Source organism: Citrobacter sp. Cf072 (genome assembly GCF_030334485.1).
GTDB lineage: Bacteria > Pseudomonadota > Gammaproteobacteria > Enterobacterales > Enterobacteriaceae > Citrobacter > Citrobacter freundii.
The window spans coordinates 271,269-295,693 of the sequence record NZ_JAOWDX010000047.1 but is presented as its reverse complement, the minus strand read 5'-3'; the positions used below and the strand labels follow the sequence as shown (position 1 = coordinate 295,693).

The 24,425-nt window shown below is 49.7% G+C and carries 22 protein-coding genes and 1 riboswitch; of the genes, 6 read left to right on the top strand and 16 right to left on the bottom strand.

Annotation, left to right across the window (positions count from 1 at the left end; translation table 11 throughout):
- Positions 1–2: 2 nt before the first annotated feature.
- Entirely contained in the window at positions 3–785 is a 783-nt protein-coding gene (gene thiM / locus OGX66_RS20100; RefSeq protein WP_060854715.1) for a hydroxyethylthiazole kinase, read from the bottom strand.
- Positions 786–816: 31 nt separating this feature from the next.
- A riboswitch (TPP riboswitch) is annotated at positions 817–913 on the bottom strand.
- A gap of 234 nt (positions 914–1,147) precedes the next feature.
- On the opposite strand from thiM, the gene OGX66_RS20095 reads away from it, so the two are divergent.
- A complete protein-coding gene (locus OGX66_RS20095) occupies positions 1,148–1,480 on the top strand; it encodes an RcnB family protein (RefSeq protein WP_016150637.1) in 333 nt (110 codons plus the stop codon).
- A gap of 53 nt (positions 1,481–1,533) precedes the next feature.
- On the opposite strand, the gene OGX66_RS20090 is transcribed toward OGX66_RS20095, so the two are convergent.
- The 6 genes from OGX66_RS20090 to apbC all read right to left on the bottom strand — a co-directional run bounded on the left by OGX66_RS20090 (position 1,534) and on the right by apbC (position 8,271).
- On the bottom strand, positions 1,534–2,541 hold the full coding sequence (locus OGX66_RS20090; RefSeq protein ID WP_136345868.1) for a fimbrial protein: 1,008 nt from the start codon (positions 2,539–2,541) through the stop codon (positions 1,534–1,536).
- The gene (locus OGX66_RS20085; protein ID WP_136345869.1) at positions 2,513–4,999 is read right to left on the bottom strand and encodes a fimbrial biogenesis outer membrane usher protein; all 2,487 of its coding nucleotides are present in this window, start codon (positions 4,997–4,999) and stop codon (positions 2,513–2,515) included. The genes OGX66_RS20090 and OGX66_RS20085 overlap by 29 nt, the downstream gene beginning before the upstream one ends.
- A 14-nt stretch (positions 5,000–5,013) precedes the next feature.
- Positions 5,014–5,697 carry a fimbria/pilus periplasmic chaperone gene (locus OGX66_RS20080; protein ID WP_048240680.1) on the bottom strand — a complete coding sequence of 228 codons (684 nt, stop codon included), beginning with the start codon at positions 5,695–5,697 and terminating at the stop codon, positions 5,014–5,016.
- A 63-nt stretch (positions 5,698–5,760) separates the two neighbouring features.
- The gene (locus tag OGX66_RS20075; RefSeq protein WP_032936683.1) at positions 5,761–6,339 is read right to left on the bottom strand and encodes a fimbrial protein; all 579 of its coding nucleotides are present in this window, start codon (positions 6,337–6,339) and stop codon (positions 5,761–5,763) included.
- Between the two features lie 272 nt (positions 6,340–6,611).
- Complete coding sequence (locus OGX66_RS20070) at positions 6,612–6,905, bottom strand: DUF2574 family protein (RefSeq protein ID WP_225990940.1); 294 nt, start codon at positions 6,903–6,905, stop codon at positions 6,612–6,614.
- Between the two features lie 256 nt (positions 6,906–7,161).
- Positions 7,162–8,271, bottom strand: a complete 1,110-nt coding sequence (gene apbC / locus OGX66_RS20065) for an iron-sulfur cluster carrier protein ApbC (RefSeq protein ID WP_003027343.1) — start codon at positions 8,269–8,271, stop codon at positions 7,162–7,164.
- A 164-nt stretch (positions 8,272–8,435) separates the two neighbouring features.
- On the opposite strand from apbC, the gene metG reads away from it, so the two are divergent.
- Positions 8,436–10,469, top strand: coding sequence for a methionine--tRNA ligase (gene metG / locus OGX66_RS20060; protein ID WP_003027344.1), 2,034 nt, complete (start codon positions 8,436–8,438; stop codon positions 10,467–10,469).
- 206 nt (positions 10,470–10,675) lie between these two features.
- Positions 10,676–11,134 carry a YehR family lipoprotein gene (locus OGX66_RS20055; RefSeq protein ID WP_071697500.1) on the top strand — a complete coding sequence of 153 codons (459 nt, stop codon included), beginning with the start codon at positions 10,676–10,678 and terminating at the stop codon, positions 11,132–11,134.
- Positions 11,135–11,176: 42 nt separating this feature from the next.
- Here OGX66_RS20055 and OGX66_RS20050 read toward each other — a convergent pair whose 3' ends face one another.
- From OGX66_RS20050 to OGX66_RS20040, 3 genes are read right to left on the bottom strand one after another with little or no spacing between them, the layout of a single operon-like run.
- The gene (locus OGX66_RS20050; protein ID WP_003027346.1) at positions 11,177–11,647 is read right to left on the bottom strand and encodes a YehS family protein; all 471 of its coding nucleotides are present in this window, start codon (positions 11,645–11,647) and stop codon (positions 11,177–11,179) included.
- Between the two features lie 46 nt (positions 11,648–11,693).
- Positions 11,694–12,413 (bottom strand): two-component system response regulator BtsR, encoded by a 720-nt coding sequence (gene btsR, locus OGX66_RS20045; protein ID WP_003840155.1) that lies wholly within the window; start codon positions 12,411–12,413, stop codon positions 11,694–11,696.
- A complete protein-coding gene (locus OGX66_RS20040) occupies positions 12,410–14,095 on the bottom strand; it encodes a sensor histidine kinase (RefSeq protein ID WP_003027348.1) in 1,686 nt (561 codons plus the stop codon). The genes btsR and OGX66_RS20040 overlap by 4 nt, the downstream gene beginning before the upstream one ends.
- 225 nt (positions 14,096–14,320) lie before the next feature.
- Here OGX66_RS20040 and mlrA point away from each other — a divergent pair, with 225 nt between their 5' ends.
- Together mlrA and OGX66_RS20030 are read left to right on the top strand one after the other, a co-directional pair.
- The gene (gene mlrA / locus OGX66_RS20035) at positions 14,321–15,052 is read left to right on the top strand and encodes an HTH-type transcriptional regulator MlrA (protein WP_049002964.1); all 732 of its coding nucleotides are present in this window, start codon (positions 14,321–14,323) and stop codon (positions 15,050–15,052) included.
- Positions 15,053–15,103: 51 nt separating this feature from the next.
- Positions 15,104–15,211 (top strand): protein YohO, encoded by a 108-nt coding sequence (locus OGX66_RS20030; RefSeq protein WP_003027354.1) that lies wholly within the window; start codon positions 15,104–15,106, stop codon positions 15,209–15,211.
- On the opposite strand, the gene OGX66_RS20025 is transcribed toward OGX66_RS20030, so the two are convergent.
- From OGX66_RS20025 to bglX, 5 genes are all read right to left on the bottom strand, one after another.
- The gene (locus OGX66_RS20025) at positions 15,192–15,923 is read right to left on the bottom strand and encodes an ABC transporter permease (RefSeq protein WP_003844383.1); all 732 of its coding nucleotides are present in this window, start codon (positions 15,921–15,923) and stop codon (positions 15,192–15,194) included. The genes OGX66_RS20030 and OGX66_RS20025 overlap by 20 nt on opposite strands.
- Positions 15,907–16,854 carry an ABC transporter ATP-binding protein gene (locus OGX66_RS20020; protein WP_044711387.1) on the bottom strand — a complete coding sequence of 316 codons (948 nt, stop codon included), beginning with the start codon at positions 16,852–16,854 and terminating at the stop codon, positions 15,907–15,909. The genes OGX66_RS20025 and OGX66_RS20020 overlap by 17 nt, the downstream gene beginning before the upstream one ends.
- Positions 16,847–18,013 carry an ABC transporter permease gene (locus OGX66_RS20015; RefSeq protein ID WP_088903272.1) on the bottom strand — a complete coding sequence of 389 codons (1,167 nt, stop codon included), beginning with the start codon at positions 18,011–18,013 and terminating at the stop codon, positions 16,847–16,849. The genes OGX66_RS20020 and OGX66_RS20015 overlap by 8 nt, the downstream gene beginning before the upstream one ends.
- Before the next feature lie 15 nt (positions 18,014–18,028).
- Positions 18,029–18,946: a glycine betaine ABC transporter substrate-binding protein OsmF gene (osmF, locus tag OGX66_RS20010; protein ID WP_003840148.1), complete on the bottom strand. Its 918-nt coding sequence runs from the start codon at positions 18,944–18,946 to the stop codon at positions 18,029–18,031.
- 195 nt (positions 18,947–19,141) lie between these two features.
- The gene (gene bglX, locus OGX66_RS20005; protein ID WP_049015356.1) at positions 19,142–21,439 is read right to left on the bottom strand and encodes a beta-glucosidase BglX; all 2,298 of its coding nucleotides are present in this window, start codon (positions 21,437–21,439) and stop codon (positions 19,142–19,144) included.
- Between the two features lie 232 nt (positions 21,440–21,671).
- Here bglX and dld point away from each other — a divergent pair, with 232 nt between their 5' ends.
- Positions 21,672–23,381 carry a D-lactate dehydrogenase gene (gene dld, locus OGX66_RS20000; protein WP_003027361.1) on the top strand — a complete coding sequence of 570 codons (1,710 nt, stop codon included), beginning with the start codon at positions 21,672–21,674 and terminating at the stop codon, positions 23,379–23,381.
- Between the two features lie 64 nt (positions 23,382–23,445).
- On the opposite strand, the gene pbpG is transcribed toward dld, so the two are convergent.
- Positions 23,446–24,393, bottom strand: a complete 948-nt coding sequence (gene pbpG / locus OGX66_RS19995; protein ID WP_003027363.1) for a D-alanyl-D-alanine endopeptidase — start codon at positions 24,391–24,393, stop codon at positions 23,446–23,448.
- Between the last annotated feature and the right edge of the window lie 32 nt (positions 24,394–24,425).

Sequence of the window (24,425 nt, the reverse complement as noted above, 5' to 3'; positions counted from 1 at the left end):
GCTTACTCCTGGGCGTTCAGGTTATAAAGGGCGTCGAGAAATGCCGGGACAAAGCTGCCCGGTCCGTTTGATTGCTCGGTGGCGATTTGCCCGGCCTGTTTCATCCAGCTACAGGCGGAGGCGACGTTATCAAGTCGGTCACCACGCAAGGCACAACTGGCTGCAACAACCGCTGATAGCGCGCATCCGGTGCCCACCACGCGAGTCATTAACGGGTCGCCGCCGTCCACGCCAACGGTACGCTGACCATCGGTGACGTAATCCACTTCGCCGGTAACCACGACAATGGTCCCAATCTGACGAGCCAGCGCCTGCGCTGCCGGAAGCGCAGCGACAGCTGTATCGGTTGTATCCACGCCGCGTCCCCCACCGTTCATGCCGGCGAGAGCAAGTATTTCCGAAGCGTTGCCACGAATAGCAGCAGGCTGTAGCGACAGTAAATCCAGACAAAAGCGTCGGCGAAACTCAAGCGCGCCTACGGCAACGGGATCGAGCGTCCACGGGGTTTTAGCATGATAAGCCCGCTCAACGGCGGCGCGCATCGCCGTGGCACGCTCCTGAGTTAAGGTGCCGACATTAACCAGCAATGCACTGGCAATAGCGGCGAATTGGCTGGCTTCTTCAGGTTCGATCACCATCGCCGGCGATGCGCCCAGCGCCAGTAATGTATTGGCAGTAAAGCTTTGCACGACCTCATTGGTCATACAGTGTGTGAGCGGGGATAGGGTTCTAAATTGGTGCAAAGTGTGAGCCGCGAGCGCGCGGCTGTGCAGGTCAGGCTGCATGGTTCAGCTCCTGCCCGCGCGAAGAAGGGACACGGGCAGTGTCAGACTTCCCTACGCTGGCATTATCCAGATCAGGTGGTACGGGTATTTCTCAGCCTTCACTAGGAAGGGCACCCCGAGTCGTTGAAACACAAACGTAATATGCTGGTTTCAGTAACAGGATACTGCCTGTGCTTAGCGATGTAAATTGGCGTACTACCCGCCCTCACAGTGAAACTACTGGTCAAGGTTGCTGCAATTCTGTACTTTCATTTACACTTTTTACGAAATGACTGGAGTGATCACAAAATAGTGCTTGTCAGACATCCGGTATGCCAGGAATGATACATGACTGATTTTGATGACCCGAAGAGGTAGAGAGGATGGGTATGAAGAATAAAATGTTGCTGGGTGCACTTCTGCTTGCAAGCAGCGTCGTCTGGGCCGCGCCAACCGCAACAGCTGCCCCCACCGGTATCGATAAATATGAACTGAGCAGCTTTATTGCTGACTTCACCCATTTCAAACCCGGTGACAAGGTCCCACCACTGTATCTCACCGAAGAATACACCATTAAACAGTGGAATCTACGCAATCTGCCCGCGCCGACGGCAGGCACCCACTGGACCTACATGGGCGGCGCGTATGTGCTGGTCAATGATGCCGATGCTAAGATCATTAAAGCTTACGATGGCGAGATTTTTTATCACCGGTAAAATAAACGCACCCAGTATAGTTGGGTGCGTGAATTTCCTGCTTTGCTTACTTTTTAATTATAGTCAATAACGACCTTTACCCGACTCATTGTTTCTCCCGCAGTGACTTTCCCTGCATACGTTCTGGTGCGGGCGTAAATATTGATTGGTACTGTATTCCCTTTCACAGTGTCAGAACGATACAGGTTACTTCTGCCATAGCCAATACTGGTTGAACCGTCCATTGATAACTGAAATCCTACCGACCCTGCGCTATTCGCCGCAGTACCATAATCGTTGGTCAGGGTTATCGAATCCTCCGCCAACGGACTCATCGGTTCAAAATAAAATAATAGATTAACAGGCGTAAACTTCAGATTCCCGGCCCCACTTGCCTGACAGGTGAATATTACCGGGTGAAGCTCAAATTCTTTCTTATCAAGATCATTAATATTTATCCTCCCCAGATCAATTTCCTGATTACCAAAATAGCAGGTTGTGATATCGACCATAATCGTAACATTTAAATTATAATTTAATTTTTTTGAACTACAGTTATCCTTATTTCCCTGACAGTATTCAAGGCTCAACTCAGTAACGAGAGGGATAGTCGCACCAGGGGCGATGATCGTTGCGGCCCCGCGGTCTGGGGCCGCAACAATTGAATAGTTAAGTACTAAACCCGCCATGTCAAAAAAATCTGACAATGTATACTTTGCTTTATTTGCAACAATATCCTTTGCTTGATAACTCACTGAAAAGGAAACAATATAATATTGACTGCCTACCTTAAAAGCATATTCACTGCTATGCAAGATGGCCATTGCGGCCTTCAACCATGCCCTCTCCTGTGACTTACAGTCCAGTACAACAGTGCCATCCTGGCCAGAAGCAAAAACGCTACCATCAAGTACACCGGACATCGAATCTGGGGTGAAAGAATATGCTCCCGTAATATTTGGCGGAGGAACAAAATCACATTTATCAGCCTGTGCCCAAAAAGAGCATAATGTTAATACCGTTAACAGTATCCATCTCATCATCATTATCCTTTTATTGACATGAGTATGTCTTACTGACATCAATTTCCTGATTGAAGGAGATTGTGCAGTAACGTCCTTGTTGTTTATCAATGGCAACTTTTATTTTTGCAGGTACGTCATTAGTACGAATAAACAACATACTGCCTTGCCCAACCAGACCAATATTTTCGCCCTGTTCGCTTTCCACTTCATAACCAAAGGTTAATGGGGAACCATCCGGTCGCAGTGCTTTAAAATACCAGGGCTTACGCTGGTCGGTATCAAATTGCGCTTTGACCACTGCCCCACGATATGGCGCAACACTTTTACGGTTACCCTGTAATTCTGTTTCACTATTGGTATTAGAGACATCCAGTGTCAGCATATTCTCACGGTACGCACTCATCCCATCATATACCACCGTACCTTTACTGTTGGTCTCCCGATATTTCTGCCCATTGATATAAGCACCTTCAAGTCCGGGGGCATTTATGATGGCGAAAGTCTCAGAAAGGTGGTTTGCCAGGTTTATACCACCAGCCCACGCCACAACCCCACCGGAGATGCTGCCACTGCTTTGTTTATATTTTGTAGATTGACTATAACTACCGTTAACCGTTGCAACAGGAGCACGCCACGTAACGTTTGCCCCAGCGCTGGTTTCGCTGTCTTGTCGCTGATGGCTCAGGTTTAAACCATAGTTAAATTGATCGCGATCGCCTGCAATCCCACTGATACCGGTATTATTTGATGCGAAACCATCATCATCAAATGTGGTCGAGTTCGAGAGATATACCTGTCGCCGTGGCGTGGATATGCCATCTCCCCAGTTAAAGGGTATGGAGATAAAGATGTTGAAACGTTTATCTTCATTATGATCTTCATCGTAGGTTTGGCTAGCAGAAAGCGTATAGCTAATCCGTTGCCAACTATTGGTGTAGCTCAGTTGATAATCTTTATTACTACCGCTACGTCCCCAGTAGTCACGCCATAATGTGCTTAGCGATACGGCTCCCCACCCCTCAGGAAGCGACTGATTGATGTTGGCTGTAAAACTGTTTTTACGACCGAAATCATACTGATAATAATCAGCAATATCGTAGACATCATTTTCATCACGATGATAACTGTTTTTGTTATTCGCCCATACGTGATCGTTAAATGTACGATAGTCACGAGAAGAATATCGGTATGCCGCTAAACTAAATCGCGTCCCTGTCTGCGTAACATATTTATTCCACGCAACCTGGTAACTCTGGCCATCAAAAATGTCACCATTATCCTGTTTACTATGTGACTGCGTGGCGTCAAAAGAAACAGCACCAATGCGCGTATTCCAGCCAGTTCCCAGCGTAAAAGCATTATAGTTATCCCCCAGCATTGTACCGCCATACAGCGTTAATAGATTATTAAAGCCATACTGATAACTGGCCTGAACGAAATCACTTTGGTTGCTGGCGCCTTCAATATGGCTGCGACCCGCAACAAAATCATACTTAGACACGCCAGGCTGTAACATATTAGGTACAGACGAATAAGGAACCAGATAGGTCGTAACGGTACCATCCGCTTCTTTCACGCTAACGTCGAGGTCCGACCCGCCGCCTGCTAACTGCAAATCGGCAATCGAGAAGGGGCCCGGCGGTACCTCTTTTTGATAGACAACAAAACCATTTTGTTCAATAGTGACAAGGGCATTACTTTGTGCAATCCCTTGAACTAACGGCGTAAAATTCTGTTTTGAGTTCGGCAGCATCTGCATATCGCGATACAAGCGCACCCCGCAAAACCGAACGGTATCAAAAATATCTGATGATGTGTACATATCACCCGCGCGCAATGTGCCCAATATTTCCGGGATGCCGCGCTCCAGATAAAGCGTATTACTCTTCCACTCACCATTACTATCATCAGTCTTATTGTAACTGGCATCAGAATGTAGTTGCCAACCAAATAAATTCAACCCGCTATTAAAACGAGCAAAAGTATTTTTACTGTTACCGGAGTCTTTATAATCGCTATAGTATTGGCTCACATAATAGGAAGTATACAGCGCATTAATCCCCCGGTCCCAGTTTTCAGGCTCGACGTAACCGTATTCAAGTTCATTGACAAAAGCCTGCGGGACATTGAGATCAAGGCGAAATCGGCTCACATCAAAAGTCGAAGTTCCCCCTTTAAGTGCAGTTTTTAAAGGCACACATTGTGCTTCTTTATCGACTTTAATCCTTTCAGACTTAATCCCAAGACGATGAATGAGATCCCATGTCAAACACGTGTCATCAGGTTCATCTTTGACATTCAACTCATATTTTCCACGCCATTGGTTGTTAAGATAGATATCTAGATCATAGGTTCCAGAAATCGGTTTTTCACCATCAAATCTAAAATCACTGACCTTTTCACCCTTTAATCCCCCCATCATAAAATGGGTATCAAATGTTTCTTCTTCAGCAAATAGCTGACCCGAGAACAACAGAAAAAATATCGTGGAAGCAAGTGGAGTTATCCTTAACATGGCCACACCTCATATTATTTAACTCTGAGCGTATCGCTAACATAATTACCGCGATCATCAATAATGGTCACAACATACTGATTGCTACCATTATTTCTCAGTTGGAGCAGTTGACTGGATAACGGTGGTAATAAAATAGTTTTACCATTTAGCTGATTTCTGTTCGCTTCAATCTTGGGAATGGTAATCCAATTCGCAGTAGCATTATTTAAATTTAGCCCACCGTTGCTGCGAGAAAAACTTAACTTTTTAATACTATTTTGTGTGACTGACTCGACGCTCTTAGGTCGGTACAGCAATTTCAATCTGTTCTGCATGGCAAATTTTAGCGTATTCTTCCCATCTTGATTATTTGTATTTGGGGGTATATCCAGCACATTAAAATAAAAAAGACTTTCTTTATCACTTGGTAAGTTATTGGCAATTTTTTTGATTTTTATTTGCTGCCCTGAATTACCTTTAACACGGATAACTGGCGGAGTCAGCAAAAATGGTACATCTATTTTTTCCGGAGGTAATGTAGTATCGCCATCATCAATCCAGGATTGTACCAGTGATGCCCTGGTACTCTCATTCATCAACTGAACGATAATCTCTTTTTTCTCTGCCGGATATATAACACGGGTGCCATAAATCACGATATCAGCGTGTGCCGGGAGCGTCAAGGCTATCAGGCCTGAAAGTAAAATCCGTTTCATAATACACTACCTTATTGATAGCGCTATATTGTCGAGTCATCCCGACAATATAGCCATTTAGAATTAATCAGTTTCAACAGTAAATTTTATCGTAGATTTTACATCGCCAGCGTTAACAACCTGAGCCAGTCGTGCCCATCGGGCATCAAATTTTAAGGTGTACTTGACACCTTCATTTCCAATGGACTCACCTTTCAACCCGCTAACATCCACAACCTGGTGTTTCTCGTTGATATTAACGAAACTCGTGGTGGTGTTATAAAAATCAACAGCGAACCCTACGCCGGTAGTATCGTCCCCATCATCCTGTAATAGTCCCGGATGTTCCGAGAATTTAGTTGGTGAAAAGGTAATATTTTTTAACTCTACCGTAGACGGACAAATAATTTCAATTGAATCTGCATCGGTATTCCAAACTTTTGTATTGCTAATAGCTCCGATACCAATTTTATACACATCAGAAGTTGAAATTGTACCCATGTCAATAATTGCCGAGTCACCACCATTGGAATTAAAATGACAAGAAGACCCTTCTACAGTCGCTTGAATGATTAACTGTCCCTCATCAGTGATATCCGCAGCATGCGCCATTCCGACAGATAAAAATGGTAACATTGCCGAAAAAATAATGGATCTTTTCATAGGTCATTCCTTATTAATTTTAATAAACACATCCTTTTAACAACTTCGAAATCAAAATGTCACGAGAATAATTTTACCGCAATGTGAAATGATGTTTTATTTGATTTAAAGCAAATTTCACTAAGCATTATTTAAGAATTAGATAATACATATTTAAGTTATTCACGATAATAATAAATAACGGAAAGCAAATGTAATAGAAGGGAAAATTAAAGAAGCGGCAGTATTACGCTGGGTAAAACTGCCGTTTGACAAGATTCATTCTGAGGTCATTAATCGTAGGTATTGAGCACTATTTGCCGTGTCGTATCACCCGGTAACATCACACGTTTCGTATTGACCCCTTGGTAGTTTGGTTTGTCGTTTCCAGCCGTCAATCGAGCCGCATCTGACTGGCAATCATTTTGAGGCTCGCCACCTGTCATATCGATATGGCATGTGGACTCAACAACATGCCCGATGATTGTTAGCTTTCCATCGATTGTATCAGAAGCCAAAGCCTGCAAACTCATTCCATAAGCCAGAGTAATAACTCCCAAGAATAAACTTTTCTTCATTGTGTTCATTATTCCTGTAATGGGTGGAAAACAGCATACAAACTGCCTGCACTGTGAATTATGGGTTAACTACCTTGTTTGAACCAATTGAAATTGTAGATTAATGAGATAGATTTGATCAATTACAATGATGCATTGAGATGATTTATTCGGAAAAAGGTATGAATTATAAACGCAGAATGAACAATATCGTAATATTTTTAAATTTAATATATTCACCGCATCAATAATACATTAATGCGGTGAATATCTGTAACGCTATAAATTACACCGCGCGGAAAGCAATCTCGCCCGGAATAACTTCTCCCTGCCAATACAGCTGTGCCGCCACACGCCCTGCAAGGTCGCGGTAAATGGCGGTAAATTCGCTGTCTGGACGGCTGATAACCGTCGGCGTACCGCGATCGAGGTCTTCACGCAGAGAAATATGCAGCGGCATTTGTCCCAGCAGTTGGGTGTGGTACTGCTCGGCCAGTTTCTGCGCGCCACCGGTGCCAAAGATTGGCTCATGATGGCCACAATTGCTGCAAATATGCATACTCATATTCTCAACAATACCCAATACCGGCACTTCGACTTTTTCGAACATCACAATGCCTTTTTTCGCATCGATCAGCGCGATGTCCTGCGGCGTAGTGACAACAACCGCGCCCGTTACCGGAATGTTCTGCGCCAGCGTCAACTGGATGTCACCAGTGCCCGGCGGCATATCCAGTACCAGATAATCAAGATCCGGCCATAAGGTTTCCTGCAACATCTGCAACAGCGCTTTACTGGCCATCGGGCCGCGCCACACCATCGCGTTATCGTCAGTGACCAGATAACCAATGGAGTTCGTTGCCAGACCATGAGACATGATCGGCGCCATGTGGGTACCATCTGGCGAGGTTGGACGCTGGTTTTCCGCGCCAAGCATTGTCGGGATAGACGGACCATAAATATCGGCGTCCAGAATCCCCACCTTCGCCCCTTCTGCAGCCAGCGCCAGCGCCAGGTTCACGGCGGTAGAGGATTTACCCACGCCACCTTTACCTGAACTGACGGCGATGATGTTTTTCACACCATTAATACCTGGCTGGTTTTTCACGCGTTTCAGCGTCGCGATGTTATGCGACAGTTTCCAGTCGATCGCTTTCGCGCCGGTAATACGCAGCAGATCGGCGCTACATTGCTCTTTTAAGTCCTCAAACGCGCTATGCCAGACGAACGGCATGACCAGCTCAACGTGCAACGTGTCATCCATCCAGGCGACGTGGTGCAACGCTTTAAGCGTCGTCAGATTATGCTTCAGGGTTGAATGCTGAAAATTCGCCAGCGTCCCGGCAACCATGGCGCGCAGGGTCTCTGGTGATTTGGCCTGGGATTGTGCGTTCATCCCGACTCCTTTTTGTTGTTCTGAATATACAATAGTCACCAGGTAGTTTACTCCAACCGCAACAATTATTCATTTACGGATAAATGCCCTTATCGCTTGGCGCAGTAATTACCATTTTGGTACTATCAAAGCCCTTTTCACTACAAAAGAAGTAATTGCCCACTATGACTCAAGTCGCGAAGAAAATTCTGGTAACGTGCGCGCTGCCGTACGCCAACGGCTCAATCCACCTCGGCCATATGCTGGAGCACATCCAGGCTGATGTCTGGGTCCGTTACCAGCGAATGCGCGGCCACCAGGTTAACTTCATCTGCGCGGACGACGCACACGGTACGCCAATCATGCTGAAAGCACAGCAGCTTGGGATCACGCCAGAGCAGATGATCGGTGAAATGAGTCAGGAGCATCAGACTGATTTTGCAGGTTTTGACATCAGCTATGACAACTACCACTCGACGCACAGCGAAGAGAACCGTGAGCTGTCTGAGCTGATTTACACGCGCCTGAAGGAAAACGGTTTTATTAAGAACCGTACAATCTCCCAGCTTTACGATCCGGAAAAAGGCATGTTCCTGCCGGATCGTTTTGTTAAAGGCACCTGCCCGAAATGTAAGTCTCCGGATCAGTACGGCGATAACTGTGAAGTCTGCGGCGCAACCTACAGCCCGACCGAACTTATCGAGCCGAAATCCGTTGTGTCTGGCGCGACGCCGGTGATGCGTGACTCCGAACACTTCTTCTTTGATCTGCCGTCATTCAGCGAAATGCTGCAGGCGTGGACGCGCAGCGGCGCGTTACAGGAGCAGGTCGCCAACAAAATGCAGGAATGGTTCGAATCCGGCCTGCAACAGTGGGATATTTCCCGCGATTCCCCGTACTTCGGTTTTGAAATCCCGAATGCGCCTGGCAAATACTTCTACGTCTGGCTGGACGCGCCAATTGGCTATATGGGTTCATTCAAAAACCTGTGCGATAAGCGCGGTGACACCACCAGCTTTGATGAATACTGGAAGAAAGATTCCGACGCCGAGCTGTATCACTTCATCGGTAAGGATATCGTTTACTTCCACAGCCTATTCTGGCCTGCCATGCTGGAAGGCAGTAACTTCCGTAAGCCGACCAACCTGTTCGTCCACGGTTATGTGACAGTGAACGGCGCGAAGATGTCTAAATCTCGTGGCACCTTCATTAAGGCAAGCACCTGGCTGAAGCACTTCGATGCCGACAGTCTGCGCTATTACTACACGGCGAAACTATCTTCACGTATTGATGACATCGACCTGAACCTGGAGGACTTTGTCCAGCGCGTTAATGCCGATATCGTCAACAAAGTAGTCAACCTGGCATCCCGGAATGCAGGCTTTATTGCTAAGCGTTTTGACGGCATTCTGGCGACTGAGCTGGCCGACCCGGCGCTGTATAAAACCTTCACCGACGCCGCAGCAGCGATCGGCGAAGCATGGGAAAGCCGTGAATTTGGTAAAGCTATTCGTGAAATCATGGCGCTGGCCGACGTGGCAAACCGCTACGTTGACGAACAAGCACCGTGGGTTGTGGCTAAACAGGAAGGCCGCGATGCCGACCTGCAGGCAATTTGCTCCATGGGCATTAACCTGTTCCGTGTGCTGATGACCTACCTGAAGCCGGTTCTGCCAACGCTTGCTGAACGTGTGGAAGCGTTCCTGAACTGCGAACTGAGCTGGGATGCCATTGAGCAGCCACTGCTCGGTCACAAGGTCAACACCTTTAAAGCGCTGTACAATCGCATCGACATGAAACAAGTTGAAGCGCTGGTGGAAGCGTCGAAAGAAGAAGTGAAAGCCGCTGCCGCACCAGTAACCGGTCCGCTGGCGGATGACCCGATTCAGGAAACCATCACCTTTGACGATTTCGCCAAAGTTGACCTGCGCGTAGCGTTGATTGAAAACGCCGAATTCGTGGAAGGTTCCGACAAACTGCTGCGTCTGACGCTGGATCTCGGTGGTGAGAAACGAAACGTCTTCTCTGGTATTCGTTCTGCGTATCCGGATCCACAAACCCTGATTGGCCGCCAGACCATTATGGTTGCTAACCTGGCTCCTCGTAAGATGCGCTTCGGCATTTCTGAAGGGATGGTAATGGCCGCAGGTCCTGGCGGGAAAGATATCTTCCTGTTAAGCCCGGATGAAGGTGCAAAACCAGGCCAACAGGTGAAGTAAGTCAAGTATCTCAAGCGCTGCAACCGCAGCGCTTTTTTTTTGCTACGTGAGTGCTTCCTCTAATCTTAACCCTTAATCCATTTTCGGACTGCTCAGTTGTTAATATTAGATTTATTCTATACTGCACTGGGATCAAGATAGTCCGGGCTTACCAGATTCGTGGAGGTTATTGTTTAACATCCGATATTCATGAAATGGAGTTTTACATGAAAGCGTTACAAAAATTTTTCTCTCTCGCCGTGGTATCGGTTGTGGTTTTTTCCCTGGCAGGATGCGGTGATAAAGTAGAGACAAAAACATTTAATGCCAACCTCAACGGTTCGGATATCACTGTCTCTTACACCTATAAAGGTGATAAGGTCCTGAAGCAAATCTCTGAAAGTAAAATCAGCTATGCGTCAGTCGGTGCCAGCAATAAAGAAGAAGCAGCAAAAGTATTCGACGCATTAAGCGCCAAATATCAAAACATTACTGGTATAGAAGAAAAACTCACCTATTCAGATACCTACGCGCAAGAAAATGTCACTATCGATATGGAAAAAGTTGATATAAAAGCGTTGCAGGCCATTTCAGGGATGAAACTATCTGAAAACGCCGATAAAAACATCAGCATGAAGCAAATGCAAACGGTAATGGAATCGGCGGGTTTTAAAGAAGTGAAGTAAAGCATCGGCGACCCGATTTTGATCGTGGTCGCCAGCGCTGCTTTACGCTTTCTTTTTATGCTCTCGCGACGTTAAACCACGCAGAAAATAACGCAGGAACTGATCGCCGCATTCGCGATAATTCTTATGGTCCGGCGCGCGCATCATGGCGGTAATTTCCGGCATCGACACACGGAATTTCTGCTCGGTCATAATTGCCAGAATATCATCGGTTTTCAGTGAAAAAGCGATACGCAGTTTTTTCAGCACCGTATTATTGTTAACACGACGCTCAAGCGCCAGTTCCGGTGCAGAATCATCTTTACCACGCAGATGATAAATCAGACCGTTTAAAAAACCGGAGAGAATGATATCCGGGCAGCGAACAAACCCGTCTTCATCTTCTTTTGTCGTCCAGGTATCGAAATTTGCGGAGATGGATTCCATGTCAGCAAGCGCAAGAATACGCACCATGTCGTTATTGTTCGCTTTCAGGGTGTAGCGCAGGCTACGAAGAATATCGTTACTTAGCATAGAGCCTTCAACTGTCGGTGATGCAATGGCGCGCAGTGTATCAGTTTTACAGTCCAATCGCCTCTTTTAGACTTTTAAGATAACGACGACTCACCGGAACAGTCAGCCCGTTACGCAAAATCAGTTCCGCCTGGCCGTTGTCTTCCAGACGGATCTCCTGCAATTGCGCCATATTTACTAGATATTGTCTATGACAACGCAGCAGAGGAGTACGGCTCTCCAGCGTCCTGAGCGTCAACTCAGTGAAGCCTTCTTTACCATCACTGCTGGTCACATATACGCCACTCATACGGCTGCTGATAAACGCCACGTCATCCATTTGCAACAAATAAATTCGGCTGTGACCGCTGCACGGAATAAACTTCAGCGCCTGCTGATTTTCTGGCAGGAGTGATACATCCTGCTTCGTGCGCTCCTGACGCAAACGGATCAGCGTTTTTTCCAGCCGAGCTTCTTCGATCGGCTTGAGCAGATAATCAAACGCATGTTCTTCAAAGGCTTTCACCGCATACTCATCAAAGGCGGTCAGAAAAACAATGTACGGACGATGCTCGGGATCAAGCATGCCAACCATTTCCAGGCCGCTGATTCGCGGCATCTGAATATCAAGGAACAGAACATCCGGACGCAATTTATGTACCGCGCCAATGGCTTCCACCGCATTCGAACATTCGCCGACAATCTCGATGTCGCTTTGCTCCTGCAACAGGATCCGCAGATTCTCCCGGGCTAACGGTTCGTCATCGACAATTAGCACTTTGATCATGCCAGTTCCTCCAGGGGAAGTCGTAAAGTGATTCGGGTAAAGCGGTCAGGTTCACACGCTACGCTAATGCCAAAATCATCGCCAAACCGCTCGCGCAGTCGTTTATCGACCAGATTCATACCCAGTCCACTGGCTTCTGATGTTGGCTGATACAACCCGGCATTGTCTTCGATATCCAGCATCAGATATTGCCCTTCTCGACGGGCGGTAATCGATACTTCACCGGTATCTAATAACTGAGAAGTACCGTGTTTGATGGCATTCTCCACGATGGGTTGCAGAGTAAAAGCGGGTAATTGCTGATGCGAAAGTTCTTCTGGCACTGTCAAGGTCACCTGAAGACGCGATTGGAACCGTGCCTTTTCAATTTGCAGATAAGCATTAACGTGTTCAATTTCATCGGCCAGCGTCACAATTTCCGACGGGCGTTTTAAATTTTTACGAAAGAACGTCGACAGATACTGCACCAGTTGGCTGGCCTGCTCGCTATCACGTCGGATCACAGCTTTGATGGTGTTGAGCGCATTAAACAGAAAATGGGGATTGACCTGGGCGTGCAGGAGTTTTATTTCCGACTGCGTGAGCATCGCTTTTTGCCGCTCATACTGTCCGGCCAGAATCTGCGCCGAAAGCAGTTGGGCGATCCCTTCCCCCAGCGTGCGGTTGATTGAGCTAAAGAGACGGTTTTTGGCTTCATACAGTTTGATGGTCCCCATCACCCGCTGGTTTTCACCCCGCAAGGGGATCACCAGCGTCGAACCTAATTTGCATTGCGGATGCAAAGAGCAGCGATAAGGGACTTCATTGCCGTCGGCATAAACCACCTCTCCGGTTTCAATCGCCCGCTGGGTGTACGAGGAAGAGATAGGTTTGCCCGGCAGATGATGGTCGTCACCAATACCGGTAAATGCCAGCAGTTTCTCACGATCGGTAATCGCCACCGCACCGATATCCAGCTCTTCATACAGCACCTGAGCAACCTTCATGCTGTTAACCTCGTTGAACCCCTGGCGCAAAATCCCTTCCGTTGAAGCGGCAACTTTGAGCGCGGTGGCGGAAAAAGCGGAGGTATATTTTTCAAACATCGCCCGTTTATCGAGCAAAATACGCATAAATAAGGCGGCGCCGACGGTATTGGTCACCATCATAGGCGCGGCAATATTGCTGACCAGTCGATAGGCATCATCAAACGGCCTGGCGATCAATAAGATGATCAACATCTGCACCAGTTCAGCAACAAAGGTAATGGCGCCCGCCGTCAGCGGGCTGAATACTTTATCGGTACGACCACGACGGGTGAGCACGCTGTGCACCAGTCCGCCGAGCAACCCTTCCACAATGGTCGAGATCATGCAGCTAAGCGCCGTCATTCCGCCCATTGAATAACGATGTAAACCACCGGTCAGACCGACTAAGCCGCCAACCACAGGGCCGCCAAGCAGCCCGCCCATTACCGCACCAATAGCGCGAGTATTCGCAATGGAGTCATCAATGTGCAGCCCGAAATAGGTGCCCAAAATGCAGAAAATGGAAAAGGTAACGTAGCAAAGCAGTTTGTGCGGCAGCCGGATAGTCACCTGCATCAGCGGAATAAACAAACGCGTTTTGCTCATGAGCCACGCGATAACGAGAAACACGCACATCTGCTGAAGCAGCAGCAACACCAGATTAAACTCGTACATACCCGCCAACCACACATCTCTTAAAAGCGCGTAACATACATGGGCTGCGCGTAACTTTCTTTGAAGTGTTGCAAAAAAAAAGGAATTTGTGAGAACGATCACTCGAAAGCGCGATCATGACTACAAACCCACCCATTTATTGATCAAAAAACAGGCAAAACTACCTGGTTCGCAAAAGAGCGTCTAAAGTAAAACTGGGACCTCGCAAGCATAAGTGAGACGACGATGGCGCTTTACACAATAGGTGAAGTGGCTTTGCTTTGTGATATCAACCCTGTCACTTTACGCGCGTGGCAGAGGCGTTACGGATTACTGAAACCGCAACGGACAGACGGCGGACATCGCCTGTTTAACGACGCGGATATCGATCGGATCCGTGAGATAAAACGCTGGATCAACAACGGTGTCCAGGTCAGCAAGGTTAAAATGTTGCTCAGCAATGAGAGCATTGATGTGCATAACGGTTGGCGTGAACAACAAGAGACGCTGTTGAACTATTTGCAAAGTAATAATCTGCATAGTCTCAGACTGTGGATAAAAGAGCGTGGTCAGGATTATCCCGCACAAACGCTCAACACCCATTTATTCATTCCGTTACGCCGACGTCTGCAATGTCAGCAGCCGATCCTCCAGGCGTTACTGGGGATCCTCGACGGCGTACTAATCAACTACATCGCGATTTGTCTTGCCTCAGCACGCAAGAAACAGGGCAAAGATGCTCTGGTGGTTGGCTGGAACATTCAGGATACGACCCGCTTATGGCTGGAAGGTTGGGTCGCCAGCCAGCAGGGGTGGCGCATTGACGTCCTTGCTCATTCGCTGAACCAACTGCGACCGGAGCTGTTTGAAGGTCGTACCTTGCTTGTCTGGTGCGGCGATAACCAAACGCCCGCTCAGCAACAACAGCTGAATGAATGGCGCGCGTTGGGTCACGATATTTATCCACTCGGTATTTAATATTCTATTAACAAACGTGTACAATCCTTGGATTCACATAAGGAGTGCATAATGAGCGCAGCTAAAATCGGTGTCATTACCCTCTTCCTGCTGATGGCCATCGGCGGTATCGGCGGTGTCATGCTGGCAGGTTATACCTTTATTTTACGTGCCGGGTAAGATGTCTCGCTAATTTCTCAAAACCGCGGTCAACAATTACCGCTGCCAGCGCGACCAACAGCGCCCCCTGAATCACATAGGCGGTATTGAACCCACTCAGCCCGATAATAATCGGCGTACCCAGCGTGTTCGCTCCAACGGTTGAGGCGATGGTTGCAGTGCCTATATTAATAATCACCGACGTGCGAATCCCGGCCAGAATAACCGGGGCCGCCAGCGGTAACTCTACTTTACGCAGCCGCTGCCCCTGACTCATGCCCATTCCACTGGCGATATCCATCACGCTGGAAGAAATGCCGCCAAGTCCCGCCAGGGTTGCCTGCAAGATCGGTAATACCCCATACAGGATCAGCGCAATAATTGCCGGTTCAGGACCAAATCCCATCACCGGTACAGCGATCGCCAACACCGCAACTGGCGGAAATGTCTGCCCCACGGCGGCAATCGTTTCCACTATCGGCCTGAATTCCGCGCCCCAGGGTCGGGTTACCGCAATTCCCGCCCCAACGCCAATCAATACGGCGATAAGGCTTGAGATCCCTACCAGTGTAAAATGGGCCAGCGCCAACGCTGTAAAACTTTCCTGCTGATACACGGGACGTGGCAGCTCAGGAAATAGCGAACTAAACAGGGTCTGACTGTGAGGCAATCCAACCAACAGGATCAGAAACAACGCAACAAGCCACAGCAGTGGATCAGCAAGACGTTTCACGGGTCGGCATCTCCGAAAGCAAATCGCGAAAATGGAGCGTTCCGCAGGATAACCCCTGCAGCGTCACAACCGGTAAAACGTCGCAACCGCGCGCCACGAACACCGATAACGCATCACGAAGCGTCATCTCATCCACCAGCGGCTCGCCGTCTGAGTGTTCTCCTCGACGGATAAAATCGCCTACCGTACGCAGCGACAACAGACGTACGCCCAGTTCACTGCGGCCAAAAAAGGTTTGTACGAAATCATTCGCTGGCGCAGTGAGCATCGACAGCGGCGTGCCTTGCTGCACGACCTTTCCTGCATCCATCAGCACCAGATGTTCCGCCAGTCTTAGCGCCTCGTCGATATCATGCGTCACTAACACAATGGTACGCCCCAACAAACGGTGAATACGCGTCATCTCCTGCTGCAGCGCACCGCGGGTGACCGGGTCCAGCGCGCCAAAAGGCTCATCCATCAATAGCACCTGCGGATCCGCCGCCAGGGCACGCGCAACCCCGACCCGCTGCTGCTGTCCGCCGGAAAGCTGATGCGGATAACGGTGGCGCAAACTTTCCTCAAGACCCAGCAGCGCCATCAGTTCATCTGTTCGGTCATCAATACGTGAGCGCGACCACTTTTGCAGTTGCGGTACGGTGGCGATGTTCTGCGCGACGGTCCAGTGGGGAAACAAGCCAATAGACTGAATCGCGTACCCCATGCGCCGTCGTAGCTCCAGCACCGGCAGGCTACGAATTTCTTCTCCGGCAAAGCGGATCTGCCCGCTGTCGTGTTCAACCAGCCGATTGATCATCTTTAGCGTGGTGGACTTCCCCGAACCTGACGTGCCGATTAGCACCGAAAAGCTGCCCTCCCCTAACTGCAGGTTAAGGTCATCAACGGCTTTTTGCTGACCATAGGTTTTACTGACGTGGCGAAATTCAATCATTATTCGATACCTTTAGCAGCGCGAGACCTAAATCAAACAGCGCATCAATCAACACTGCCAGCACAACGACTGGGATCACGCCCAACAGCACTAAATCGACGGCGCTACTGAGCAATCCCTGAAAGACCAGCGCGCCAAATCCCCCTGCTCCAATCAGCGCAGCAATCACCGCCATTCCCACGGTTTGCACCATCACTACCCGTAAACTGCGTAAGAAGACCGGCAATGCCAGCGGGAACTGCACCGAGACAAATCGCTGGAAAGTGTTCATTCCCATTGCTCGAGCGCTTTCCAGTACATCCCGCGGTACCTGATTCATCCCAGCCACAACGCCACGTACCAGCGGTAACAACGCATACAGCACCAACGCAATAAGCGCAGGCGTCATACCGGTTCCCGCGACGCCGAACTTGCCCAATAAAGGAAAGTGCTTCACCAACCCGGCAAGCGGCGCAATTAACAGGCCAAACAGCGCGACGGAGGGAATGGTTTGGATGATATTCAGTAGTGCAAATACCGGCCCCTGACGGGTGACAGAGAAAGCACACCAGATGCCCAGTGGCACACCAATAAGCAGCGCGGGCACCACGGTAGCGAACAGAATTGTCAGATGCTGCGCCAGCGCGTCGTTGAAGACATCCTGGCGGTTGGCATATTCTTTAAGCAGAGAAAGATCGTTAAACGTGCCGGAGAACAAAAGCACCAGCGGCACAATGAATATTTGAGCATGCAGCGCCCAACGCCACAGTGCCTGAACGGTAATGCGACGAATAGCGTCACTGGCGGCCAGCAGTATCAGCCCCACGCCCAACCAGAATCCACTGCCCAGACTGGTTCTGGCCAGCGGACTCCCCGTCTTCGCCAGATACGTTGCCGTTGTACCTGCGGTTACCAGCGCGGCGATCACCAACAGTTGGCAAACAATAAGCGCCAATATATTGCCGGACCTTCCCGGTACAACGCTCAGAAGACACAGCAGCAAACAGGCCACCGCCAATCCCCATGCCGTGTCGGAGCTGATATCCCAGAGTTGACGACCTTCGCCGGACACCAGACGATTAGGGGCATAGCTAATGAAAGGCAGCGCTGCCGCCGCGAAAGTAAGAAGCACCAGCAACAACAGCACCCGATTGACCGAAATATTCGACAAAACACCCACCCGCTGCAAACGCCGTTACTTCACCCATCCTTTTTGCTTCAGGTAATCTGCTGCGACTTTTTTCGCATCCAGCCCCTCCACGGCAATACTGGCATTCAGCTGCTGCAACGTTTTTTCATCCAGACTGGCAAAAACCGGCTGTAGCCACTCTCCCATTTGCGGATAGTCTTTCAGCACAGATTCACGTACGACGGGTGCTGGCGCATAAATGGGCTGGACACCTTTTGGATCGCTTAAAGTTTGCAGACCGAGCGCCGCAACCGGGCCATCGGTGCCATAAGCCATCGCCGCATTGACTCCAGAAGTCTGCTGCGCCGCCGCTTTAATCGTCACCGCGGTATCCCCCCCAGCCAGCGACAACAGCTGATTTTGATTCAGTTTGAAATCATAGGCTTTTTCAAACGCTGGCAGCGCGTCAGCCCGTTCGATGAATTCCGCAGAGGCGGCAAGTTTGAACGTTCCTCCGTCCTTCAGGTAACGGCCTAAATCAGCAAGGGACTCAAGTTTGTTCTTTTGCGCGACATCCTGGCGTACTGCAATAGTCCAGGTGTTGTTGGCGGGTGCAGGGGTTAGCCAGACCAGCTTATTTTGCTCTGCATCCAGCTTTTTCACTTTGTCGAATCCAGCCTGCGCATTTTTCCACGCGGGATCATTTTCATCTTTAAAAAAGAATGCGCCATTACCGGTATATTCCGGATAAATATCCAGCTCACCGGAGGTGATTGCCCCACGCACCACTGGGGTGGTACCAAGCTGTATTTTATTGACGGTTTTCACGCCATGGCTTTCGAGCACCTGCAAAATAATGTTGCCGAGCAGCGCCCCTTCGGTATCTATTTTTGAACCGACCGTGACGGGTGACGCGGCCTGTAAGGGTAGGCTTATCGCAGCTAACAGCGCCAGCGAACCCACCGATACTTTTGAGATTATCATGCTGTACTCCTCATCCTTTTGCGGCCCTTTTCAGAGACTTGAGGAAAAAGCATAGTCGAAAAATCAGGGCTTAACCTGGCAATTGGGGAGTAAGAGAGGGATTCGTTAGCAATAACGTGATGAGAAATAAGAAGCAGACGCGGCGCATACACCTAAAGATAAAGGCCGGAAACCCGGCCTTTACTCGCTAATCAATTACAGCAGCTCAAATTCGCCCTGCTTCACTCTGGCGGAATCCACGCCGATAAAGACGTTAAACTTGCCCGGTTCTGCATCGTATTGCATACGCTGATTCCAGAACTTCAGCGCGTCAATGTCAATCGGGAAGCTGACGGTCTGGGTTTCACCCGGCTTAAGATTCACTTTCTCAAAACCTTTCAGCTGTTTTACCGGACGACTCATGGAAGCGGTCACGTCCTGCAAATACATCTGAATCACCGTCGCACCTTCGCGCTTGCCGGTGTTGGTCACCTGCACGCTGGCCGTCACGGTCCCGTCACGCTTCATCGTTGGAGAAGAGAGCTTCACATCAGAAACCGTGAACGTGGTGTAGCTCAGGCCATAACCAAAGGGATACAACGGACCATTCGCTTCATCAAAGTAGCGCGACGTGTACTTGTTCGGCTTATCTGCGTTATACGGACGACCGGTATTGAGATGGCTGTAATAGACCGGGATCTGTCCGACAGAGCGCGGGAAAGACATCGGCAGCTTGCCTGACGGGTTGTAATCACCAAACAGCACATCGGCGATGGCGTTACCGCCTTCCGTCCCGGCAAACCAGGTTTCGAGGATCGCATCGGCCTGTTGATCTTCTTTAACCAACGCCAGCGGACGTCCGTTCATCAGTACCAGAACCAGAGGTTTACCGGTGGCTTTCAGCGCGGCAATCAGGTCACGCTGACTCTGTGGAATGGTGATATCGGTGCGGCTGGAAGCTTCATGCGCCATACCCTGCGCTTCGCCGACTACCGCAACCACCACGTCAGACTGCTTCGCTGCGTTCACGGCTTCATCGATCATCGCCTGCGGCGAGCGCGGGTCAACCTTCACCGCCTCTTCATACAGATTGAGGAAATCGACAATGCCTTTGTCGTTGGTGATATTCGCCCCTTTGGCGTACAGCACTTTGCCCTGATCGCCGACGGCATTTTTAATCCCCGTCAGTACCGTTACCGACTGATCGGCAACACCGGCAGCGGACCAACTGCCCATCACATCACGCTTGCTGTCGGCCAACGGACCGACGACTGCCACGGTGGCGGATTTTTTCAGCGGCAACGTTTCCAGACGGTTTTTCAGCAGCACCAGGCTTTCTCGCGCTACTTCACGCGCCTCTTTACGGTGCAAACGGCTTTCCGCGTTGGTGTCCTGTGGGTCAGATTCTTTGGCCCCCAGATGACTGTACGGGTCGTTAAACAGCCCCATATCATATTTCACGTTCAGCACGTGGCGCGCGGCGTCATCCAGCTCCGCCATCGTCACTTTGCCGGATTTAATCAAGCCCGGAAGATATTTGCTGTAATACTCATCGCTCATACTCATATTGATGCCGGACTTGATCGCCACACGCACCGCATCTTCAGGATCGGAGGCAGTACCGTGCTTAATCAGTTCCTTAATCGCGCCGTGATCGGAAACGGTAATACCCTTAAAGCCCCATTCATCACGCAGCACGTCTTTGAGCAGCCATGCATCTGAGGTTGCAGGCGTACCGTTTAGCGAATTAAGTCCTACCATTACCGCACCGCTACCAGCGTCCAGCCCGGCTTTATACGGCGGCATATAGTCGTTGAACAGACGCTGTGGGCTCATATCGACGGTGTTATATTCCTTGCCACCTTCAACCGCGCCATAAGCAGCGAAGTGCTTGACGCTGGTCATCACCGAATAGCGATCCGCCGGGCTTTTACCCTGCATCGCTTCTACCATGGTTTTACCCATCGTAGCCGTTAAATACGTGTCTTCACCAAAACCTTCTGAAGCACGGCCCCAACGCGGATCGCGAGAGACATCGACCATTGGCGCCCAGGTCATATTCAGACCATCATCGGCGGCTTCATACGCGGAAATACGGCCAACGGTTCTGACCGCATCGAGATTAAAAGAGGATGCCAGGCCGAGACTTATCGGGAACACGGTACGTTGGCCGTGCAATACGTCGTAGGCAAAAAAGAGAGGAATTTTCAGGCGGCTGAGTTCCATCACCTGATCCTGCATTTTGCGGATATCCTGGCGCGTGACGGTGTTAAAAATTGCCCCAACCTGCCCGTCTTTGATCATCTCGCGGATGGCTTCTTTCGGGTTATCAGGCCCGACGCTTATCAAGCGTAGTTGCCCAATTTTCTCATCCACGGTCATCTGTTTAAGTAAATCGGTAACGAATGCATCCCGCGCTTCTGGCGTCAGAGGATGGTTACCAAACAGCGTGTCCGCCTGCGCTGGTTGCAACGCCAGACTCACCGCGACACCTACAGAACATAGCCATTTCATGTTGATTCTCTCTTTATTTTTTCCCGACGAGGCAGCGAAAATATAACAAAAACCGCAGTTTGCCGTAAGACTAAACGGGAGCGATAAAGAAAGCTAAGGTTATTCTCCTAATTTTCAAAACCAGCGCAAATCATTAGAAGACGAACCAGAGACAATATGAATGAGAAAGCGTATTGTCATACAAAGCGCTATGCTTGTTCCTGATATTGAGTCCCACCACAAGGAGTGGAGAATGTCTTCCATTACAACAGATAATAAAGCTTTCCTGAATGAACTGACCCGTCTGGTTGGTCATTCTCACCTGCTCACTGAACCTGCTAAAACGGCCCGCTATCGCAAGGGATTCCGCTCCGGCCAGGGCGAAGCGCTCGCCGTTGTGTTCCCCGGCTCGCTTTTAGAGCTGTGGCGCGTTCTCAATGCTTGCGTCGCCGCAGATAAAATTATCCTGATGCAGGCCGCCAATACCGGCCTGACCGAAGGCTCTACGCCGAGCGGAAATGATTACGACCGCGAAATTGTCATTATCAGCACCCTGCGCCTGGATAAACTGCACGTCATCGGCAAAGGCGAACAAGTGCTGGCTTATCCCGGTACAACGTTGTATTCGCTGGAAAAGGCGCTCAAACCGTTTGGCCGTGAGCCACATTCTGTGATCGGGTCATCCTGTATTGGCGCTTCGGTAATTGGCGGCATTTGCAACAACTCCGGCGGCTCGCTGGTACAGCGCGGCCCGGCATATACCGAGATGTCGCTGTTTGCGCGTATTGACGAACAAGGTAAATTGCAGCTGGTCAACCATCTGGGTATCGAGCTGGGCCAGACCCCGGAACAGATCCTGAGCAAACTTGATGACGAGCGGATTAAAGATGACGATGTCCGCCACGACGGGCGACACGCGCACGATCACGACTATGTCACCCGCGTCAGAGATATTGAGGCGGACACGCCCGCCCGCTATAACGCCGATCCGGATCGCTTGTTTGAATCATCCGGTTGTGCAGGTAAGCTCGCGGTTTTCGCCGTGCGTCTGGACACCTTCGAAGCCGAAAAAAATCAGCAGGTCTTTTACATCGGTACCAATCAGCCTGAAGTGCTGACGGAAATCCGCCGTCATATTCTGGCAAAATTTGAGCACCTGCCGGTCGCCGGTGAATATATGCACCGCGATATTTACGACATCGCCGAGCAATATGGCAAAGATACGTTTCTGATGATCGACAAGCTCGGCACCGACAAAATGCCGTTCTTTTTCACCCTGAAAGGTCGCACCGATGCGATGCTGGAAAAAGTGAAAATTTTCCGTCCGCATTTCACCGACCGGGCAATGCAGAAATTTGGTCATTTGTTCCCCAGCCACTTACCGGCACGCATGAAAAGCTGGCGCGATAAGTACGAGCATCACCTGCTGTTAAAAATGGCCGGTGGCGGCGTGGCTGAAGCGCAAAACTGGCTCAGCGAGTATTTCAAAACCGCTGAAGGCGACTTCTTTGCCTGTACCCCAGAAGAAGGCAGCAAGGCGTTTTTGCATCGCTTTGCGGCGGCTGGCGCGGCGATTCGTTATCAGGCCGTACATGCCGATGAAGTAGAAGATATTCTGGCGCTGGATATCGCGCTGCGTCGTAACGACACCGAATGGTATGAGCATCTGCCGCCAGAAATCGACAGTCAACTGGTGCATAAGCTCTATTACGGTCACTTTATGTGCTATGTATTCCATCAGGATTACATCGTGAAAAAAGGCGTGGATGCACATGCGCTGAAAGAGCAGATGCTGGAGCTTCTGCACGAACGCGGAGCACAGTATCCGGCAGAGCATAACGTCGGACATCTGTATAAAGCACCGGAAACATTAACCCGTTTTTACCGCGAGAATGACCCCACCAACAGTATGAATCCGGGTATTGGTAAAACAAGTAAGCAAAAGTTCTGGAAAGAATCGTAGGCCCGATAAGCGTAAGCGCCATCGGGCACGTTGCCGGGGGCGCTTCGCTTGGCCAACCTACGGTTTAATCGTTCTGCGCGGTTTGCTCACCCGTAGCTGAACCTGCCGCCGCCATCTGCGCCGCTTTTTGCTTTTTGTAGCTCAGCGCTGCCGCCGGAACCGGCATCACCTTGCCGGTTTCAATCCAGGTGCGTAAACGGCTGGCATCGGCAAAGTGGGTATATTTACCGAACGCATCCATCACCACCAGCGCCACCGGTTTGTTATTGATCACGGTGCGCATCACCAGACAGTGGCCTGCCGCATTGGTAAATCCGGTTTTGGTTAACTGAATATTCCAGTTATCGCGGTATACCAGATGGTTGGTGTTACGGAATGGCAGCGTATAAGCCGGGTTGGCAAAGGTCGCCATATCTTCACGCGTAGTGCTTAACTGGCCAATCAGCGGATACTGCTTGCTGGCGATCAGCAGCTTGGTTAAATCACGAGCTGTCGAGACGTTATGAATCGATAAGCCGGTTGGTTCCACAAAGCGTGTCTGAGTCATGCCGAGCGCTTTCGCTTTGGCATTCATGGCTTTAATAAACGCGTTATAACCGCCAGGGTAATGATGCGCCAGACTGGCTGCCGCACGGTTTTCTGACGACATCAGCGCCAGCAGCAGCATGTCTTTACGGCTAATTTCACTGTTCAGTCGCACACGAGAGTAGATGCCTTTCATTTCCGGTGTCTGACTGATATCAACTTTCAGTTTCTCATCCAACGGCAGTCGTGCATCAAGCACCACCATCGCGGTCATTAATTTGGTAATCGACGCAATCGGACGCACAAGGTCCGGGTGGTTCGAATAGATAACTTTGTTGGTATTCAGATCAACAATCATCGCGCTACCGGACGCTATCTCAGGTTGAGAAGCCGCTGCGGTAGTTGCCGTTTTCGCCACGGCTTGGGGTGCAAAAGGAACGGCCAGCACCAGGGCAAGGCTTAATAATGAAACTCGGAATTTCAGCATGATGAGATTTCTGATAATGGTTCACGCACGTC

Excerpts from the sequence above, each read along its gene's own strand:
- thiM (WP_060854715.1), bottom strand. The coding sequence starts at position 785 with ATGCAGCCTGACCTGCACAGCCGCGCGCTCGCGGCTCACACTTTGCAC.
- OGX66_RS20095 (WP_016150637.1), top strand. The coding sequence starts at position 1,148 with ATGGGTATGAAGAATAAAATGTTGCTGGGTGCACTTCTGCTTGCAAGC.
- OGX66_RS20090 (WP_136345868.1), bottom strand. The coding sequence starts at position 2,541 with ATGTCAGTAAGACATACTCATGTCAATAAAAGGATAATGATGATGAGA.
- OGX66_RS20085 (WP_136345869.1), bottom strand. The coding sequence starts at position 4,999 with ATGTTAAGGATAACTCCACTTGCTTCCACGATATTTTTTCTGTTGTTC.
- OGX66_RS20080 (WP_048240680.1), bottom strand. The coding sequence starts at position 5,697 with ATGAAACGGATTTTACTTTCAGGCCTGATAGCCTTGACGCTCCCGGCA.
- OGX66_RS20075 (WP_032936683.1), bottom strand. The coding sequence starts at position 6,339 with ATGAAAAGATCCATTATTTTTTCGGCAATGTTACCATTTTTATCTGTC.
- OGX66_RS20070 (WP_225990940.1), bottom strand. The coding sequence starts at position 6,905 with ATGAACACAATGAAGAAAAGTTTATTCTTGGGAGTTATTACTCTGGCT.
- apbC (WP_003027343.1), bottom strand. The coding sequence starts at position 8,271 with ATGAACGCACAATCCCAGGCCAAATCACCAGAGACCCTGCGCGCCATG.
- metG (WP_003027344.1), top strand. The coding sequence starts at position 8,436 with ATGACTCAAGTCGCGAAGAAAATTCTGGTAACGTGCGCGCTGCCGTAC.
- OGX66_RS20055 (WP_071697500.1), top strand. The coding sequence starts at position 10,676 with ATGAAAGCGTTACAAAAATTTTTCTCTCTCGCCGTGGTATCGGTTGTG.
- OGX66_RS20050 (WP_003027346.1), bottom strand. The coding sequence starts at position 11,647 with ATGCTAAGTAACGATATTCTTCGTAGCCTGCGCTACACCCTGAAAGCG.
- btsR (WP_003840155.1), bottom strand. The coding sequence starts at position 12,413 with ATGATCAAAGTGCTAATTGTCGATGACGAACCGTTAGCCCGGGAGAAT.
- OGX66_RS20040 (WP_003027348.1), bottom strand. The coding sequence starts at position 14,095 with ATGTACGAGTTTAATCTGGTGTTGCTGCTGCTTCAGCAGATGTGCGTG.
- mlrA (WP_049002964.1), top strand. The coding sequence starts at position 14,321 with ATGGCGCTTTACACAATAGGTGAAGTGGCTTTGCTTTGTGATATCAAC.
- OGX66_RS20030 (WP_003027354.1), top strand. The coding sequence starts at position 15,104 with ATGAGCGCAGCTAAAATCGGTGTCATTACCCTCTTCCTGCTGATGGCC.
- OGX66_RS20020 (WP_044711387.1), bottom strand. The coding sequence starts at position 16,854 with ATGATTGAATTTCGCCACGTCAGTAAAACCTATGGTCAGCAAAAAGCC.
- osmF (WP_003840148.1), bottom strand. The coding sequence starts at position 18,946 with ATGATAATCTCAAAAGTATCGGTGGGTTCGCTGGCGCTGTTAGCTGCG.
- bglX (WP_049015356.1), bottom strand. The coding sequence starts at position 21,439 with ATGAAATGGCTATGTTCTGTAGGTGTCGCGGTGAGTCTGGCGTTGCAA.
- dld (WP_003027361.1), top strand. The coding sequence starts at position 21,672 with ATGTCTTCCATTACAACAGATAATAAAGCTTTCCTGAATGAACTGACC.
- pbpG (WP_003027363.1), bottom strand. The coding sequence starts at position 24,393 with ATGCTGAAATTCCGAGTTTCATTATTAAGCCTTGCCCTGGTGCTGGCC.